This window comes from Halalkalicoccus sp. CGA53 (assembly GCF_036429475.1).
In the GTDB taxonomy this organism is placed as follows: Archaea; Halobacteriota; Halobacteria; order Halobacteriales; family Halalkalicoccaceae; genus Natronorarus; species Natronorarus salvus.
Map to the genome: position 1 here is coordinate 2,409,427 of NZ_CP144125.1, position 14,366 is coordinate 2,423,792.

At 67.8% G+C, this 14,366-nt stretch carries 13 protein-coding genes; 3 read left to right on the plus strand and 10 right to left on the minus strand.

Translation table 11 applies throughout. The features are described 5' to 3' along the window. The first annotated feature begins 52 nt into the window (after positions 1–52). Positions 53–1,153, plus strand: a complete 1,101-nt coding sequence (locus V2L32_RS14130) for a M24 family metallopeptidase (RefSeq protein ID WP_331233104.1) — start codon at positions 53–55, stop codon at positions 1,151–1,153. On the opposite strand, the gene V2L32_RS14135 is transcribed toward V2L32_RS14130, so the two are convergent. Genes V2L32_RS14135 through V2L32_RS14145 form a run of 3 tightly spaced genes read right to left on the minus strand, consistent with a single transcriptional unit; the run spans position 1,154 to position 3,646 of the window. After that, complete coding sequence (locus tag V2L32_RS14135) at positions 1,154–1,633, minus strand: hypothetical protein (RefSeq protein WP_331233105.1); 480 nt, start codon at positions 1,631–1,633, stop codon at positions 1,154–1,156. Between the two features lie 60 nt (positions 1,634–1,693). Beyond that, entirely contained in the window at positions 1,694–2,356 is a 663-nt protein-coding gene (locus V2L32_RS14140; RefSeq protein ID WP_331233106.1) for an O-methyltransferase, read from the minus strand. Between the two features lie 30 nt (positions 2,357–2,386). Continuing rightward, positions 2,387–3,646 (minus strand): Zn-dependent hydrolase, encoded by a 1,260-nt coding sequence (locus V2L32_RS14145; protein ID WP_331233107.1) that lies wholly within the window; start codon positions 3,644–3,646, stop codon positions 2,387–2,389. Between the two features lie 79 nt (positions 3,647–3,725). Here V2L32_RS14145 and V2L32_RS14150 point away from each other — a divergent pair, with 79 nt between their 5' ends. Further along, positions 3,726–4,277: a DJ-1/PfpI family protein gene (locus V2L32_RS14150; RefSeq protein ID WP_331233108.1), complete on the plus strand. Its 552-nt coding sequence runs from the start codon at positions 3,726–3,728 to the stop codon at positions 4,275–4,277. 61 nt (positions 4,278–4,338) lie between these two features. Then, on the plus strand, positions 4,339–5,652 hold the full coding sequence (locus V2L32_RS14155) for an aspartate aminotransferase family protein (protein ID WP_331233109.1): 1,314 nt from the start codon (positions 4,339–4,341) through the stop codon (positions 5,650–5,652). A 101-nt stretch (positions 5,653–5,753) separates the two neighbouring features. Here the strand turns inward: V2L32_RS14155 and V2L32_RS14160 are convergent, their stop codons facing one another. From V2L32_RS14160 to V2L32_RS14190, 7 genes are all read right to left on the minus strand, one after another. Continuing rightward, complete coding sequence (locus V2L32_RS14160; RefSeq protein WP_331233110.1) at positions 5,754–7,661, minus strand: right-handed parallel beta-helix repeat-containing protein; 1,908 nt, start codon at positions 7,659–7,661, stop codon at positions 5,754–5,756. Between the two features lie 200 nt (positions 7,662–7,861). Further along, complete coding sequence (locus V2L32_RS14165; RefSeq protein WP_331233111.1) at positions 7,862–9,139, minus strand: PQQ-dependent sugar dehydrogenase; 1,278 nt, start codon at positions 9,137–9,139, stop codon at positions 7,862–7,864. A 125-nt stretch (positions 9,140–9,264) separates the two neighbouring features. Continuing rightward, positions 9,265–10,764 (minus strand): tripartite tricarboxylate transporter permease, encoded by a 1,500-nt coding sequence (locus V2L32_RS14170; RefSeq protein WP_331233112.1) that lies wholly within the window; start codon positions 10,762–10,764, stop codon positions 9,265–9,267. After that, on the minus strand, positions 10,761–11,327 hold the full coding sequence (locus V2L32_RS14175) for a tripartite tricarboxylate transporter TctB family protein (protein WP_331233113.1): 567 nt from the start codon (positions 11,325–11,327) through the stop codon (positions 10,761–10,763). Before V2L32_RS14175 ends, V2L32_RS14170 begins: the two co-directional genes overlap by 4 nt. 28 nt (positions 11,328–11,355) lie before the next feature. Further along, positions 11,356–12,345 (minus strand): Bug family tripartite tricarboxylate transporter substrate binding protein, encoded by a 990-nt coding sequence (locus V2L32_RS14180; RefSeq protein WP_331233114.1) that lies wholly within the window; start codon positions 12,343–12,345, stop codon positions 11,356–11,358. A 115-nt stretch (positions 12,346–12,460) separates the two neighbouring features. Then, positions 12,461–13,498 carry an NAD(P)-dependent alcohol dehydrogenase gene (locus V2L32_RS14185; RefSeq protein ID WP_331233115.1) on the minus strand — a complete coding sequence of 346 codons (1,038 nt, stop codon included), beginning with the start codon at positions 13,496–13,498 and terminating at the stop codon, positions 12,461–12,463. A gap of 87 nt (positions 13,499–13,585) precedes the next feature. After that, positions 13,586–14,320, minus strand: a complete 735-nt coding sequence (locus tag V2L32_RS14190; RefSeq protein ID WP_331233116.1) for a CPBP family intramembrane glutamic endopeptidase — start codon at positions 14,318–14,320, stop codon at positions 13,586–13,588. Positions 14,321–14,366: the final 46 nt, after the last annotated feature.

The following is a 14,366-nucleotide window of genomic DNA, read 5'->3' on the forward strand; positions in this document are numbered from 1 at the left end:
AGTGGTGGATCCGTGTCGAAACGACTTCGGGCCACCCGGGTATCGACGTGGTATGGACGGCTACAGAAGCCGGCTCGATAGCGTACGACAGGCACTCTCGGAGACGGATAGCTCCGCGCTCGTCACCGGGCCGGGACCGACGATGTGCTATCTCACCGGAGTGAGAGAGGAGCCGAGCGAGCGCCACTTCCTCCTGCTCGTCTCCCCCGACCGAGCGACGTTCGTCGTCCCGGAGATGTACGACGACCAGCTCTCGGGGACGACGCCCGTCGCCGACCTCCGGACCTGGGCGGACGGCGACGACCCGACGGCGCTCGTGCGGGAGTTCGGCTCCGACCTCGAGCCCGGACGCGTGCTGATCGACGACCGGCTCTGGGAGCTCTTCTCGCGCGAAGTCCGGACCCACCTCCCCGGAACCGAGTTCGGCCTGGCGAGCGAGCTGGTCGCCGACCTCCGAATCGTGAAGGACGAGACGGAACTCGCGTCGCTCCGGGAGGCGGCGCGTATCACCGATCGAGTCGTACGGGAGGTCCGAGGGTTCGGGGAGGAGGCGATCGGGATGACCGAGGCGGAGCTCGCCGCAGAGATCGAGTCGCGGCTCGCGGCCGCGGGCGGCGAGGGGCTCTCGTTCGAGCCGATCGTCGGCTCCGGGCCGAACGGCGCGCACCCGCACCACCGACACGGCGGTCGAGAGATCGAGGCGGGCGACCCGGTCGTCCTCGATTTCGGGACCCGGTTCGAGGGCTACCCCGGCGACCAGACCCGGACCGTCGTCTTCGGCGGTGAGCCTCCCGAACGGTTCGAGGAGGTCCACGAGGTCGTACGGGAGGCACAGCGAGCGGGGGTCGACGCGGTCGAACCGGGCGTCGCGGCGAGCGAGGTCGACCGGGCGGCACGCGAGGTGATCGAGTCGGCGGGCTACGGTGAGGAGTTCACGCACAGGACCGGCCACGGTGTGGGTCTCGAGGTCCACGAGCCGCCGTACGTCGTCGCCGGGAACGATCGCGAACTCGAAGCCGGGATGGTCGCGAGTGTCGAACCGGGGATCTACCTCGACGGCGAGTTCGGCGTCCGGATCGAGGATCTGGTCGTCGTCACCGAGGAGGGCTGTGAGCGGCTGAACACGACCTCCCGGGACTGGCGGGTCGAGTGATCACCGATCGAAGGTGAGGACCTCCCCGTCCGAGCCGCAGCAGGAACAGCCGCCATCGAACGTGGGCTCGCGGATCTCGTCGGTACGGATGGGCGTCTCCGAGAGCGCCGAGAGCTCCGCCGCGAGGTCCTCCACCGACTCGACGGGCGCGCCGAACGGGTGGCGCTCGATCAGGATCAGGTCGCGTGCGACCCGCGTTCCGTCGTAGACGACCGTCCCCTCGGTGTAGAACCACCTGTCGCCGGGGCCGCCCTCCGGAGTGCCCTCCGCGTAGCCCTCGGTCAGTGAGGTCGCCCTGTCGGCGTACTCGTCGAACGTGGTGGCGTGACCGATCCGTTCGCGCGTACTGAGCGTGATCTCGGTGTGGGTGAGCGAGCGGACGCGGTCGACGAACAGCCCACAGGCGAGCGTGATCGGCAACGGGACCGGCTCCATTAGGTGCTCGTCGGGGTGGCGGAGACAGCGCTGGAGGGTGACCATACCTCGGGGGACTCCGAGACGGACTTAACGGCTCGCGGAGCGGGGGGTAACTCCCGGGAGTTACCGGACGTGCGTCACCGCGATCCCCTCGCCGATCGGGAGGACGCTCGTCTCGCAGTCCGGGTCCGAGCGAACTCGTTCGAGGTACGCCGCGACCCCGCGTGCGGAGTCCGTCGCGTCCGTCTCCTCGCCACGGAGCAGTCGGTCGACGTCGTCGTAGTAGACGGTGTTCGCGGCGAGCATGTTGTCCGCGATCACGACCGCACCCGGTGCGAGTTTCTCCCGCACCGCGTCGAACGCCTCTCTGTACCGGTGCTTCTCGTTGTCGATCAGGACGGCGTCGAGCGGCCCCTCGTAGCTATCGATCGTCTCGATCGCGTCGCCGAGTTCGTACCGAACGTCGGCGTCGAATCCGCCTCGATCCATGTACTCGCGGGCCATCGAAAGCTCGTCGGCGTCGACCTCCGTGAGGACGATCTCGTCACCCTCGGAGAGCGCCCCCGCGAACCAGTACGCCGAGTAGCCGTAACCCGAGCCGAACTCGAAGATGCGCTCTGCACCGGCCACCCGGACGAGCAGCCGGAGGAACCCACCGACCTCGGGACCGACGTGCGGGAAGCCCTCGCGCTCGGCGTAGGCGTCCATCTCCGCGAGCACCTCGTCTCCCTCGGGACCTGCCGTTTTGAGGAAGCTCACCACGTCGTCGGCGAGGACGTCGGACATACCGATCGCTCGCACCCGGGGGAGAAAACCCTACGGGGTCGTCCCCGCGAGGCGGGCGAGCGTCCCGGCGAGCACTCGCGTCGCCCGAGCGCAGTCCTCCCAGTCGGTCCACTCCCGTGGGCTGTGCGAGACGCCGTCCCGCGAGGGCGCGAAGAGCATCCCGACGTCGGTCACCCGGGCGACGTGCATCGCGTCGTGAGCCGCTCCGGAGTGCAGGTCCATCGTCGTGATCCCCGCCTCCTCGCCCGCCGCCCGTGCGGCCTCCCCGACCCGTGGGGACATCGGCGTCGGCTCCAGGTCGAAGCCTCGATCCAGCGTCGTCTCGACGCCGCGCTCGCGCTCGATCCGGGCGAGGCTTCGCTCCGCGCGGCCGACGATCGCGTTCATCGCGTCGTACTCGACGTCGCGCACGTCGACGCTCAGGTCCACGGAACCGGGAACGACGTTCGTCGCGTTCGGGCGGACCTCGAGCGAGCCGACGGTCCCCACGGCGCTCTCGCTGTCGACGGCGACGGTCTCGTTCGCCGCGCGCTCGACGTCGAGGACGAACTCGCTCGCCGCACACAGAGCGTCGGTTCGATCGACCATCGGCGTCGCCCCCGCGTGGTTCGCCTCGCCCCGGATAGAGACCGCACAGTGGGTGATGCCCGTGATGGCGCTCACGATCCCCACCGGGATCCCCATCGTCTCAAGGCGGTCGTGCTGTTCGACGTGGAGTTCGACGAACGCCTCCCAGCCGGCGGCGTCGAGGCGTCCCTCGCCCCGGAAGCCGATCTCCTCCAGAGCGTCCTCCAGCGTCCGCCCCTCGCCGTCGTCGAGCGCGAGCGCCTCCTCGACACGTCGCTCGCCGACGGCCACCGAGGAACCGAGCAGCCCCGGCGCGAAGAGCTGCCCTTCCTCCTCGGTGAAGCTCACGACCGCGATCGGTCGCTCCGGTTCGATCCCCGCGTCCTGCATCGCCCGGACCGACTCGAGTGCGGCGTAGACGCCGAGTGGCCCGTCGAAGATCCCACCCTCGGGGACCGAGTCGAGGTGGCTCCCCGAGGCGATCGGCTCTCTCCTCGGACTCGCACGCTCGGGTGTCCAGTGACCGACGACGTTCCCCACCGCGTCGACTCTCACCTCTAGTCCCGCGGCCTCCATCCGGGAGACGAGGTACTCGCGCGCATCGCGGTTCGCCTCGCTCCCGGTGAGGTTCGTCCGGCCGTGGCCCTCGCCGGCGACGGCCCCGAACCCCGCGTTCGCCTCGATGTCCCCTCGCAACCGCTCCTCGTCGATCCGGAGTCGCATAGTCGGCCCTCGAGGCCTCGGGGTATGGTCCTTGCGACACGAGCACAACGGGCAAGACCTCTGGCTTCCAACGGGGCTCATGCGAATCGGTTTCGTTGTCTTCGACGGGATGACCGCACTCGACTTCGTCGGCGTCTACGACCCGCTCACGAGGCTCGCGACCATGGGGTTCAGGGAGGACGTCTCCTGGGAGGTCTGTGGCCGGCGAGAGCGGGTCCGTGCGGGCGCGGGACTGGATATCGGTGTCGATACGGTCTCCAGACCGCTCGACCGCTACGACCTGATCGTCGTCCCGGGCGGGTTCGCAACCCGCGAGCTGGTCGAGGACGAGGGCTTTCTCGGCTGGCTCGACACCGCCGATGTCGACTTGCTCTCGTCGGTGTGTACCGGATCGCTGCTGCTCGGTGCGGTGGGGTTCCTGGATGGACGGCGGGCGACGACCCACCCCTCGGCGTACGACGACCTCGCCGAGTACTGCACGGTGGTCCGAGAACGCGTCGTCGACGAGGGCGACCTGATCACCGCTGGCGGGGTGACCTCCGGACTCGACCTCGGCCTCGCGCTGGTCGAGCGGATCGACGGTACGGACACCCGGGAGCAGGTCGCCGCACAGATGGACTATCCGTACTGAGCCGGATTTATGTACGCGGGCCGCGTGCGTGACGACCGATGCACACGGGAGTCGATCGATCGTGAGCGAGCAAGGACGAATCGAGCGCGAAACCAGCGAGCGGGTGGTCGAGCGCGCTCGCCGGGTCATCCCCGGCGGGGCGCAGACGGGGCTCAGAGCGCAGGCGCACGACCCCTCGCCGGTCGCCTTCGAGCGCGCGAGCGGGACGACGCTCGAGACCGTCGAGGGCACCCGGTTCACGGACTACCACCTCGCCTTCGGGCCGATCGTCCTCGGTCACGGCCACGAAGCGGTGGACAGAGCCGCCCACGAGGCGATCGATCGGGGTGTGCTCTTCGGCGCGGGAACGACCGAACTCGAGGTCGAGGTCGCAGAGCGTCTCGTCGATCTGTTCGCAGGTATCGAGGCGCTCAAGTTCTGTAACAGTGGTACGGAGGCGACCTACCACGCGATCCGTCTCGCACGGGCACACACCGGAGAGGAAAAAGTCGTCAAGTTCGAGGGCTGTTACCACGGCTGGCACGACTACGTCGACCTCAACGTCTACCCACCCGCCGAACACGCCGGCGAGCCGTACCCCGAGTCCGACGGGATGCTCGGGGGTGCCGTGGAGAACACGCTCGTCCTGCCGTTCAACGACCCCGACGCGCTGGCCGAGACCCTCGAGGAACGCGACGACGTCGCCTGCGTGATCCTCGAACCGATCCCGCACTCGGTGGGGTGTCTCCTGCCCACCGAAGAGTTCCTGTCCACGCTCCGTGAGGCGACCGAGCGGGCGGGGGTTCCGCTGATCTTCGACGAGGTGATCACCGGGGTTCGCCACTCGATCCACGGCGCACAGGGCATCTTCGACGTGACGCCCGACCTCACCTGTCTCGCGAAGGCGATGGGCAACGGCTACCCGGTCGCGGCGGTCGGCGGTTCTCGACCACTCCTCTCCCAGGCCGGCGGCGACAATACCTCTGGAGTGGTGATCAGCGGCACCTACTCGGGGCACCCGATCGGGCTCGCCGCCACGAAGGCGACGCTCCGGATCGTCGAAGACGAGGGTGTCACCGACCACCTCGCCGATCTGGGTGGGCGGTACAGAGCGGGACTACGCGACCTGCTCACGGACCACGGGATCGAGGGCCGTGTCGTGGGGTATCGCTCGGTCTTCAGCCCGCAGTTCGGCGTCACCGGCGAGCCGAGGAGCTACGACGACGTGCTCGGCCTGGACGAGGAGCGGTTCGAGGCGTACGCGAACGGAATGCGCGAACGCGGACAGTTCTTCACGCCGAACCCGTACAAACGTCACCACCTCTCGGCGGCTCACGGCGAGGAACAGCTCACCGAGTATCTGGAGGCTGCAGACGAGGTGCTCGCGGGGCTCTGAGCGGGTTCGGTACGGGATCCTGCCAGTTCGTCGCGGAGCCGTCCAAGTAGGACTCTCGACGGCTCCGGCCGTCGGGAGAGTCCGGTTCGCGAACCGGCGCTCTACTCGAACGACCAGCCGCCGCCGTCACGGACCTCGTGATCGCTCTCGTCGACACCGTCGAGCGCCGTATCGACGCCGTGGAGGGCGTTGTCGGCGACGACCCAGTCCTCGGCGACCACGTCGCCGCCCAGCTCCATCCGGACGAACGTACCGCAGTCCTCGGCGTGGTTACCGTGGACGGAAACCCGGTGGGCCGTTCCGTCGACGCGGATACAGTCGGCGACGGTCCCGAACAGGTTCCCCTGGATCACCAGGTCGCGCACCGCGGGGGTCCACTCCTCCCGGTCGCTCGCGTCGTACTCCATCCGGATCGCCGAGGCGGCGGGGACGTCGCGGAAGACGTTGTTCGCGACGATCCCGCCGTTCAGCACGTACGGCCTATCCTCCTGGCCCTCGACGGCGTCGCGGACGGCGAACCGGAGCTGATCGTCGGTGCCGCCGAGACACGTGTTGTCCGTGAATGTGAACTCCTCGACTGCCTGGTTCGTCCGGACGGCGTGTGTGACGTTCTCGAACCGGCATCCGGTGATCGTCACCGACGAGAAGTGCGTGTCCGATCGCTGGAGGCGGATGCAGTTCCGGCCGACGTCCTCGAAGGTACAGTCGGCGACGGTCAGGTGCCGGTCGCCCCACTCGCCGTTGTCGTAGATGGCGTCGGCGCGGTCGTTCCCTCCCATCTGGAACGTACACCCCCTGACGACCGTGTCCTTCCCGTAGCTGATGCACTCGTCGTTCGCCTGCGAGAACGTGCAATCGATCACCCTGTGGCCGACGTCCTCGCCGTGCATGTCGAGCGCCGTCGACCGATGGGCGGTGAAGAGACAGTTCTCGATCTGCGAGCGTCGACGGTTCGTCCCCGTCTGCCCCGACCCGGCGTGTGCGATCCCGTGACGCATCATGTGGAACGTACAGTCTTTGACGTGCGTGTGGGCCGTACCGCCGCCTACCTTCACGCCGTATCCGTCGCCGCCGTCGTGGTTGCTCGCACCCCACGTGAACACCGAGTTCTCCACCGTCGTGTCGTAACACTGGACGAGCGTGAGGCACTCGTAGGCCACTTCCTGAACGGAGAGGTCGCGGAACGTACAGTTCGCGCCCCCGCGAACGTGGATCGCACCGACCTTCGGCCGCCAGACGTCTGGACCGTAGATGTCGAACCCCTCCATCGTCACCTCGACGGGTTCGATGTGTAGTGCTTCGATCTCGAAGGAGGTGTCGTACTCGAACTCGAGGAGGTCGAGCAGCGAGATCTGGTCGTCCTCGAGGCCGTGGGCGACGTCGGCACCGTCGTCCATGGTCGCCTCGTCGGCGGCGTTCGCCGCCACCATGTGTCCCTCACCCTTGGTCGGTCCTGTGTCGCCGCCGGGCCACATCTCGGCTTCCTCAACCGATTCGAGCATCACCAAGTGGTGTCGGAAGACAGTGTCGTCGACGTCCTCGTCGAGCGTTAGGACGTACCGGTGTGCCTCGCCCTCCTCGACGAGTTCGACGTCCTCGACCCCGTAGGAACTCCCGACTTCGCCCTCGACGAAGAGGAACATCTCTCCGTCCTCGTCGTCGGTGTACGTCGTCTCGAGGACGGCGCCGTGGCCGAGGATGCGGATGTCCTCGTCGATGTACCACTCCTCTCCGTCCTCGAACTCGTAGTGACCCTTCACGACGAGCGTCCCGCCCTCGGGCGTGGCGTCGCTCGACTCCTGGAGGGCCGTCGCCGCGTTCGCCGTCGAGACGACCGCCTCGCCCTCGGCGTCGATCGCCTCGTACCCCTCGTCGTCGAGTTGGCCGACGAGGACGTCCCACTCCTCGACTCCGGTCGTGTCGATATCGCCGTTCCGACCGCCGACACAGCCGGCAGCGGGGAGTGCCCCGACAGCCACGCCGGTTTTGAGGAACGTTCGTCTGTCCATACGTACCCGAGGGCGATCGTTCGTTTACACCCTTCGCCGGATCGTCGTCTCGAAGCGTGTCACTGTTCTCGGGACGGATATCGGTCGCATGGCGAGACTCGACGCTCGAGGGTTACGGAAGACGACCACTCACGTGTGAGGGCGGTCGGCGAAATCCCCTTCATAGCCGGCCGAAACGAGCGCTCGGTGCTGTAGGACGGCTAACCGTCCGGCACGAGCCGGACGATCGGCGCGTCGCCGTCGTCGACCGCCACGTGCAGATACCCCGTACCCGGCTCGACCGCGACGTCACGGACCCGCCAGCCCTCGTCGGCGAGCAGCGGATCGACCTCCTCGATCTCGATCTCCTCTCGCTCCTCGCCCTCGACCGTGAAGTGCCCGAGATACTGGCCCGCGAGGTTGCCCACGAACAGGTCGCCCTCCCACCCGGGGAACGCGTCGCCGTCGTAGAACGCCATCCCGGCGGGAGGAAAGCCACCGGAACCACACTCCCAGTGGTGGACCGGCGGGATCGTCCCGTCCCGTTCCTCCGGATCGTCCCCGACCGGGTCGTCGGTGCCGTACTCGCAGCCGTAGGTCGCGATCGGCCAGCCGTAGTTCTCCCCGCCCTCGATCACGTTGATCTCGTCGCCGTCCTCCTCGCCGTGTTCGGACTGCCAGAGCGTTCCTGTACCTGGGTGGACGGTCATCCCCTGGACGTTCCGGTGCCCGTAGGAGTAGATCGTGTCCAGGCCGTCCTCGTCGTCGACGAACGGGTTGTCCGACGGGACCGAGCCGTCGAGAGCGAGTCGGAGCGTCGTCCCGAGTTCGTTCGTCGTGTCCTGCGAGACGTGGTCGTCGAACGTCTTGTCCTGGCGGTCGCCGACCGTGAGGTAGAGAGCGTCCTCGTCGACGACGACCCGCGAGCCGTAGTGACCGTTCGAGTCGACGAACGGCTCGGCCGCGTGGAGCTCTTCGACCCCCTCGATCGTTCTTCCCTCGACGTCGAGTTCACCGCGGCCGATCGCCGTCGTCGACTCGCCGTCGTCGTTCGCCACCGAGTAGGTGAGGTAGACCCAGGACTCCTCGGGGAACGCCGGGTGGAGCGCCACGTCGAGCAGGCCACCCTGGCCCTCGGCGTACACGTCGGGAGCGCCCTCGACCACTTCGGCCTCCCCCTCCTCCGTGTCGACCAGGAGGAGTGTCCCCTCCCGTTCCGTGACGAGCGCGAACGGCTCGTCGGGGAGGAACTCGATCGCCCACGGGTGGGCGAGCCCCTCGACGACGGTCTCGACCGTGAACTCGACCGTCTCGTCCCCCTCCGATCCGTCGTCCGAGGCACCCTCGTCGTCCTCCGGGACCGATCCGTCGTCCCCGTCTGGCTCGTCGCCGTTCGCGTCGTCGCCGTTCGGCTCGTCACCGTTCGCGTCGTCGAGACAGCCGGCGGTTCCGAGCGCTCCGATCGCCGTGCCGGTCGCGAGGAAGGTTCGTCGGTTCATGGTGTGTAGGCGTCCGATCGCCCGCTGTACGATACTCGGGTCGAACCCGCAATACGGTTGCGGACTCCCGGTTCCCGGGAGATCGTCTCGGGTACGGACTCGGAACCCGACCCGGTGCGGAGGCGTTACGACCGGCGCGCCTCGAGCCAGGGCTGGAGGAACGGCGTGGCGAGGATCAGCACGATCACCACGACGATGGCGAGCGACAGCGGCTTCGTGAAGAAGATCGGGATCGTCCCCTCGGTGAGGATCAGCGACCGGAAGAGGTTCTCCTCGGCGATCCCGCCCAGCACCACCCCGAGGACGAAGGCGATGATCGAGTAGTCGTACTTCTTCATGTAGAAGCCGATCACACCGAGGCCGACGATGGTGATGACGTCGACCCAGCGGCCGTTGTTGAGCGCGAACGCCCCCAAAAAGGAGAGGACGATCACCATCGGGATGATGTAGTCGGTGTCGATCTGGGTGAGTGCACCGCCGACCCGGGTGACGACGAGTAGCCCGATGGCGAGGATGAAGACGTTGCCGATCAACAGCGCGACGAACACCGCGAACGTCACGTCGAGGTTCGCGTCGACGTCGAACAGGGCGGGCCCGGGATTCAGCCCGTGCATGATCAGCCCGCCGATGAGTACAGCAGTTGCGGCGCTTCCCGGGATGCCGAAGGCGATGGCGGGGATGACCGAGCCGCCGATCGTCCCGTTGTTCGACGCTTCGCTCGCGATCACGCCGACCTCGTTTCCCTTCCCGAAGGATTCGGGGTCGCTCGAGGCGCGGACCGCCTCGGTGTACGCGACGAAGTTAGACACCGTCGAACCCGCGCCGGGGATCGCGCCGATGCCCATCCCGATGAACGCGGATTTGACGACCGTGAGGGGGTGGCCGAGCACCGACCGGACGCCGGGTCCGATCTCGCCGGTGACCTCGAAGCCGCGCTTCGAGATGCCGCCGGTCTCGTTGGCGAGTTTGAGCATCTCCGCGACGGCGAAGAGCCCGATCAGCGCCGCGATGAACGAGATGCCGTCGTAGAGCGCGAACTGCCCGAACGTGTAGCGGACGTCGCCGGTCATCGGGGCGGAGCCGACCGTCGTGAGCGCGAGACCGAAAAAGCCCGCGAGCAACCCCTTCACCATCGAGCCGCGGGCGACGATCGTGATCATCGCCAGTCCGAGAATCGCGATCAGGAAGCGCTCGGGCGTGCCGAACGCGAGGACGAACTCGACGAGCACGGGCGAGAAGAGGATCAACGCCGCGACGGTGAGAAAGCCCGCGAGCGCCGACGCAGTGGCGGAGAGCGAGAGCGCCGTCACGGCCTTGCCCTGTCGACTCATCGGGTAGCCGTCGAACGTCGTCGCCGCCGCCGCGGAGGTCCCCGGCGCGTTGATCAGGATCGCGGCGATCGAGCCGCCGTACATCGCGCCGCTGTAGATCCCGATCAGCAGGATGATCGCGTCGGTGCCGTCGAGCGGCAGGGTGAGGGGCAGCAGGATCGCCATCCCGAGCGACGCGCCCAGCCCGGGTAACGCTCCGACGACGATCCCGATCAGGATGCCAGCGACGACCCAGCCGATCGTCGGCCAGCTGAGGACGACGCCGACCGCCTCGACGAAGACGCCGAACGTCACAGCACCAGCTCCTGTATGAGCCCCTCCTCGACCGGGAGGTTGAGCACCGAGTAGAAGACGAACGCGATGAGAAACGAGAGCACGGTCAGCCCGACGATCGCGTACCGCGGCCGGTCGCGCCAGACGGTGTACGCGAGGACGAACAGCGGCGTCACCCAGAGCATCCCCACGAGGTACGAGCCGACGAGGTAGCCGAGACAGAGCCCGCCGGTGACCGACGCGCCGTTTCGCACCGACCCCTCACCGTCTCCGGTCTCCCCGTCGGCCGCCTCCCCGACCCCGTCCTCGTCGTCGGGTTCGTACTCCTCGGTGCCGGTCTCGAAGACGTCGACGTCGTCGGCGACGAACCGACGGAGCGGCTCGGGGAGCACGCTCCTGAGCAGCAACAGGACGCCGAAGACGATCACCACGCCGGTGGTGAACCAGGGGAAGATCGCCGCGTCTTGCGAGAACTCGAACGCCCCGACGAACATGTAGATCGAGGTGCCGACGAAGACGACGAGCAGCGCGTGCTCCATCGTCAGCGACGCCCCGATCTCCCCGGCCCGTTCTTTCACACTCATTGTAAACTATCCGGGACGCTCGTGCGCTCTACTCGCGGATCTCTTCGAGGTCGACCGCCTCCTCGATCTCGTCGATCGTGTCGTCGAGCAGCGAGTCGGCCTCCTCCGGCCCGCCGTACTCGATGTTGTTCCCGGTCTCCTCGGCCCAGTCTAGAGCGTCCTCGTCCTCGGTCGCCTCCTCGAGCGCCTCGGTGAGCGTCTCGATGATCTCCCCGTCCGTCTCCGGCGGGGCGAACATCGTGAGTGTCGTCTCCGCGATGAAGTCGATCTCGGGGTAGCCCAGCTCGGTCACCGGTTCGAGGTCGGGGAAGACGTCGGTCGGGCTGCTCGCGAGGTTTGCGACGACGTTCACGTCGCCGCCCTCGACGGGTCCGAGCGCGGAGGTCGCCGTCGCGATCCCCACCGAGACCTCGTCGGAGATCACGGCCTCGCTCGTCGGCCCACCACCGTCGTACGGGACGACCTCCTCCCACTCCATGCCGAACTCGTCGCGCAGGATGAACGCGATGACGTGTGTCGAGTGGCCGATCCCCTGCATCGCGAACTGGGTGAACTCGCCGTCCTGGTAGGCGTCGACGAGGTCGTCCATGTCCTCGATGTGGTCGTACTCGGGGTTGACGATCAGCGTGAACGGGTAGGTCCCGAACGAGCCAAAGCCTTCGAGCTCCCTGATCTCCCAGCCGGGCTCGTCGACGAGCCACGCGGTCGCCACGGAGGGTAGGTTCACGTTGCCGATCGTGTAGCCGTCGGGATCCGCGCCGTGGAGCGCGCCCGTCCCCTCCAGCCCGCCCGCGCCGGGGCGGTTGTCGATCTCGACGGACTCGCCGAGCGCCTCGCCCATCGCGGTGTTGAGCTGGCGGGCGTACGTGTCGGTGCCGCCGCCCTCGCCGAACGGGACGATCCAGGAGATCGATTGACTCGGGTAGTCGCCGTCGTCGTCGTCCAGACAGCCGGCCAGTCCGGCCGCCGATCCCGCGGTCAGTGCCCCCACTGCTTTGACGTAGTCACGGCGTCGCATACCCGTACGCTTACCAATGTCATTATATAAAACTACTGCAATCCTCTACACGAAATTCTCCCGTCCGTCCCGCGAACCCACCCAGAAATGTGCATGTGTCTGAATTATCGGATCGTCAGGGGACGATGACGGCCCGGCCCTCGATCTCCCCATGTTCGAGTCTCTCCGCGACCGTGTTGATCTCGTCGAGCGCGTACTGCTCGGCGTGGAGCTCCATGACGCCGTCCTCGACGAGCGCGACGAGCTCTTGGAGTTCGGTGTAGGTCCCGACGAGCGTTCCCCGGTAGGCGAGTTCGCCGAACACGAGCGTCTGGGCGGGCTGTTCGACGGTACCACCGTAACCGACGACGTGGACGTCGCCCCGACCGGCGACGATATCCGGTCCCATCGCGGTCGTCACGTCGGCGCCGACGAAGTCGATCGCCTGTGCCGCGAGTTCTCCGTCGGTGACCGACTCGACCTCGGCGACGGCGTCCTCGGTACTGGGGTTGATCGTGTAGTCCGCGCCCACGTCTTCGGCGAGCGAGAGCGCCTCGTCCTTGATATCGAGGGCGATGATCCGGGCCGCCGAGAGCGCGGAGAGCGCCTGGACCCCGATGTGGCCGAGCCCACCCACCCCGATCACGACGGCGTAGTCGCCGGGGACGAGCTTCGCGGCGGCTTTCTTCGCAGCGTGGTATGCGGTGATCCCGGCGTCCGCGTGCGGCGCGATGTCGATCGGATCGACGCCCGAGAGCGGGATCGTCGCCCGTTCGGAGGTGAGCAGGTACTCGGCGAACCCGCCGTCGGTGGTGAGGCCCGGGAACGATCCCTCCGGACAGTGCATGTCGTTGCCCAGTCGGCACTGTCGGCAGGTGCCGCAGGTCATCACCGGGTGACAGATCACCTTCTCACCGACCTCGACCGTCGAGACCTCCGGACCGATCTCTACCACCTCTCCGGCGTTCTCGTGGCCGAGCGTCATCGGGAGGGGCTGGTCGACGTAGTCGGCCCACATCCCCTCGACGACGTGGTTGTCGGTCTGGCACCAGCCCGCACCCTCGACCTCGATCACGACGTGATCCGATCGGTCGGCCTCCGGTCTCGCTACCTCGTCGATCGAGAGCGCCTCGCCCATCTCCTCGGTGTACTCGTGGAGTCGTGCTGCCTGCATACTCGAACCCGGTTCGCAGGTCGAAGCGGGCGAGCAAAAGTGTTGATAGGGCTACCTGTTATGAACTGCACGATCGGAGTTAGCAACTCACAGGGTGAGGTAGCCGGTCAGAAAGAGCACGGCGTTGTAGGCGGCGTGGACGGCGATCGGGACCGAGAGCGTGCCGGTGCGTTCGTAGAGGACGCCGAGGATCACGCCGACGCCGGTGATGAGCAGCGTCCAGGCTATCACGGTCGCGAACGAGCCGACGAAGTTCCCGAGGTGGAGCGAGCCGAACAGCAGGCTCGCGAGGCCGATCGCCGCCGGCGCGCCGAAGGTCTGGCGCAGCCGGCCCTGGACCACGCCGCGAAAGAGGTACTCCTCTGCGGGGGCGACGACGAGGATCGAGAGGACGGCGAGCCAGATCGCCAGCGTCGGCTCCTCGGTGACCAGCGCCTCGACCGGCGACTCGGGCACGAGACCCGCCGCCTCCAGCCCGACGGCCGCGACGGTCGCGAAGGCGAGCGCGGCGAGCGTGCCGCCGATCACGTACCGGGCGTCACGCCTGTCGGGGAGGCCGAGCGGAATCGCGAGCCCGTAGCGGCGGGCGTAGAGGTAGCCCGCGAGGAGGAACCCGAGTTGACCGGCGACGAAGAGGGCGAGCAACGGCGGGTCGGCCGGGTCGTAGCCGAGCGGGATCGACACGCCGATCACCCCGACGACAGCGAGGACCGAGGCCACGAACGCCGCCACCGTGAGTCCGAGCGCGACGCCGAATGCCCGTAGCTTCGCCTTCGGTCCCGCCGCTTCCGGGGGTCCATCGAGCTGGTCCGAGTCGGACATACCGGGTGATCGAAAGACCGCGAGAAGAAGCCTCCGTTTCCGACCG

Bases quoted from the DNA above. Each gene is read 5' to 3' on its own strand.
- V2L32_RS14130 (WP_331233104.1), top strand. From the start codon at position 53: ATGGACGGCTACAGAAGCCGGCTCGATAGCGTACGACAGGCACTCTCG.
- V2L32_RS14135 (WP_331233105.1), bottom strand. From the start codon at position 1,633: ATGGTCACCCTCCAGCGCTGTCTCCGCCACCCCGACGAGCACCTAATG.
- V2L32_RS14140 (WP_331233106.1), bottom strand. From the start codon at position 2,356: ATGTCCGACGTCCTCGCCGACGACGTGGTGAGCTTCCTCAAAACGGCA.
- V2L32_RS14145 (WP_331233107.1), bottom strand. From the start codon at position 3,646: ATGCGACTCCGGATCGACGAGGAGCGGTTGCGAGGGGACATCGAGGCG.
- V2L32_RS14150 (WP_331233108.1), top strand. From the start codon at position 3,726: ATGCGAATCGGTTTCGTTGTCTTCGACGGGATGACCGCACTCGACTTC.
- V2L32_RS14160 (WP_331233110.1), bottom strand. From the start codon at position 7,661: ATGGACAGACGAACGTTCCTCAAAACCGGCGTGGCTGTCGGGGCACTC.
- V2L32_RS14165 (WP_331233111.1), bottom strand. From the start codon at position 9,139: ATGAACCGACGAACCTTCCTCGCGACCGGCACGGCGATCGGAGCGCTC.
- V2L32_RS14175 (WP_331233113.1), bottom strand. From the start codon at position 11,327: ATGAGTGTGAAAGAACGGGCCGGGGAGATCGGGGCGTCGCTGACGATG.
- V2L32_RS14180 (WP_331233114.1), bottom strand. From the start codon at position 12,345: ATGCGACGCCGTGACTACGTCAAAGCAGTGGGGGCACTGACCGCGGGA.
- V2L32_RS14185 (WP_331233115.1), bottom strand. From the start codon at position 13,498: ATGCAGGCAGCACGACTCCACGAGTACACCGAGGAGATGGGCGAGGCG.
- V2L32_RS14190 (WP_331233116.1), bottom strand. From the start codon at position 14,320: ATGTCCGACTCGGACCAGCTCGATGGACCCCCGGAAGCGGCGGGACCG.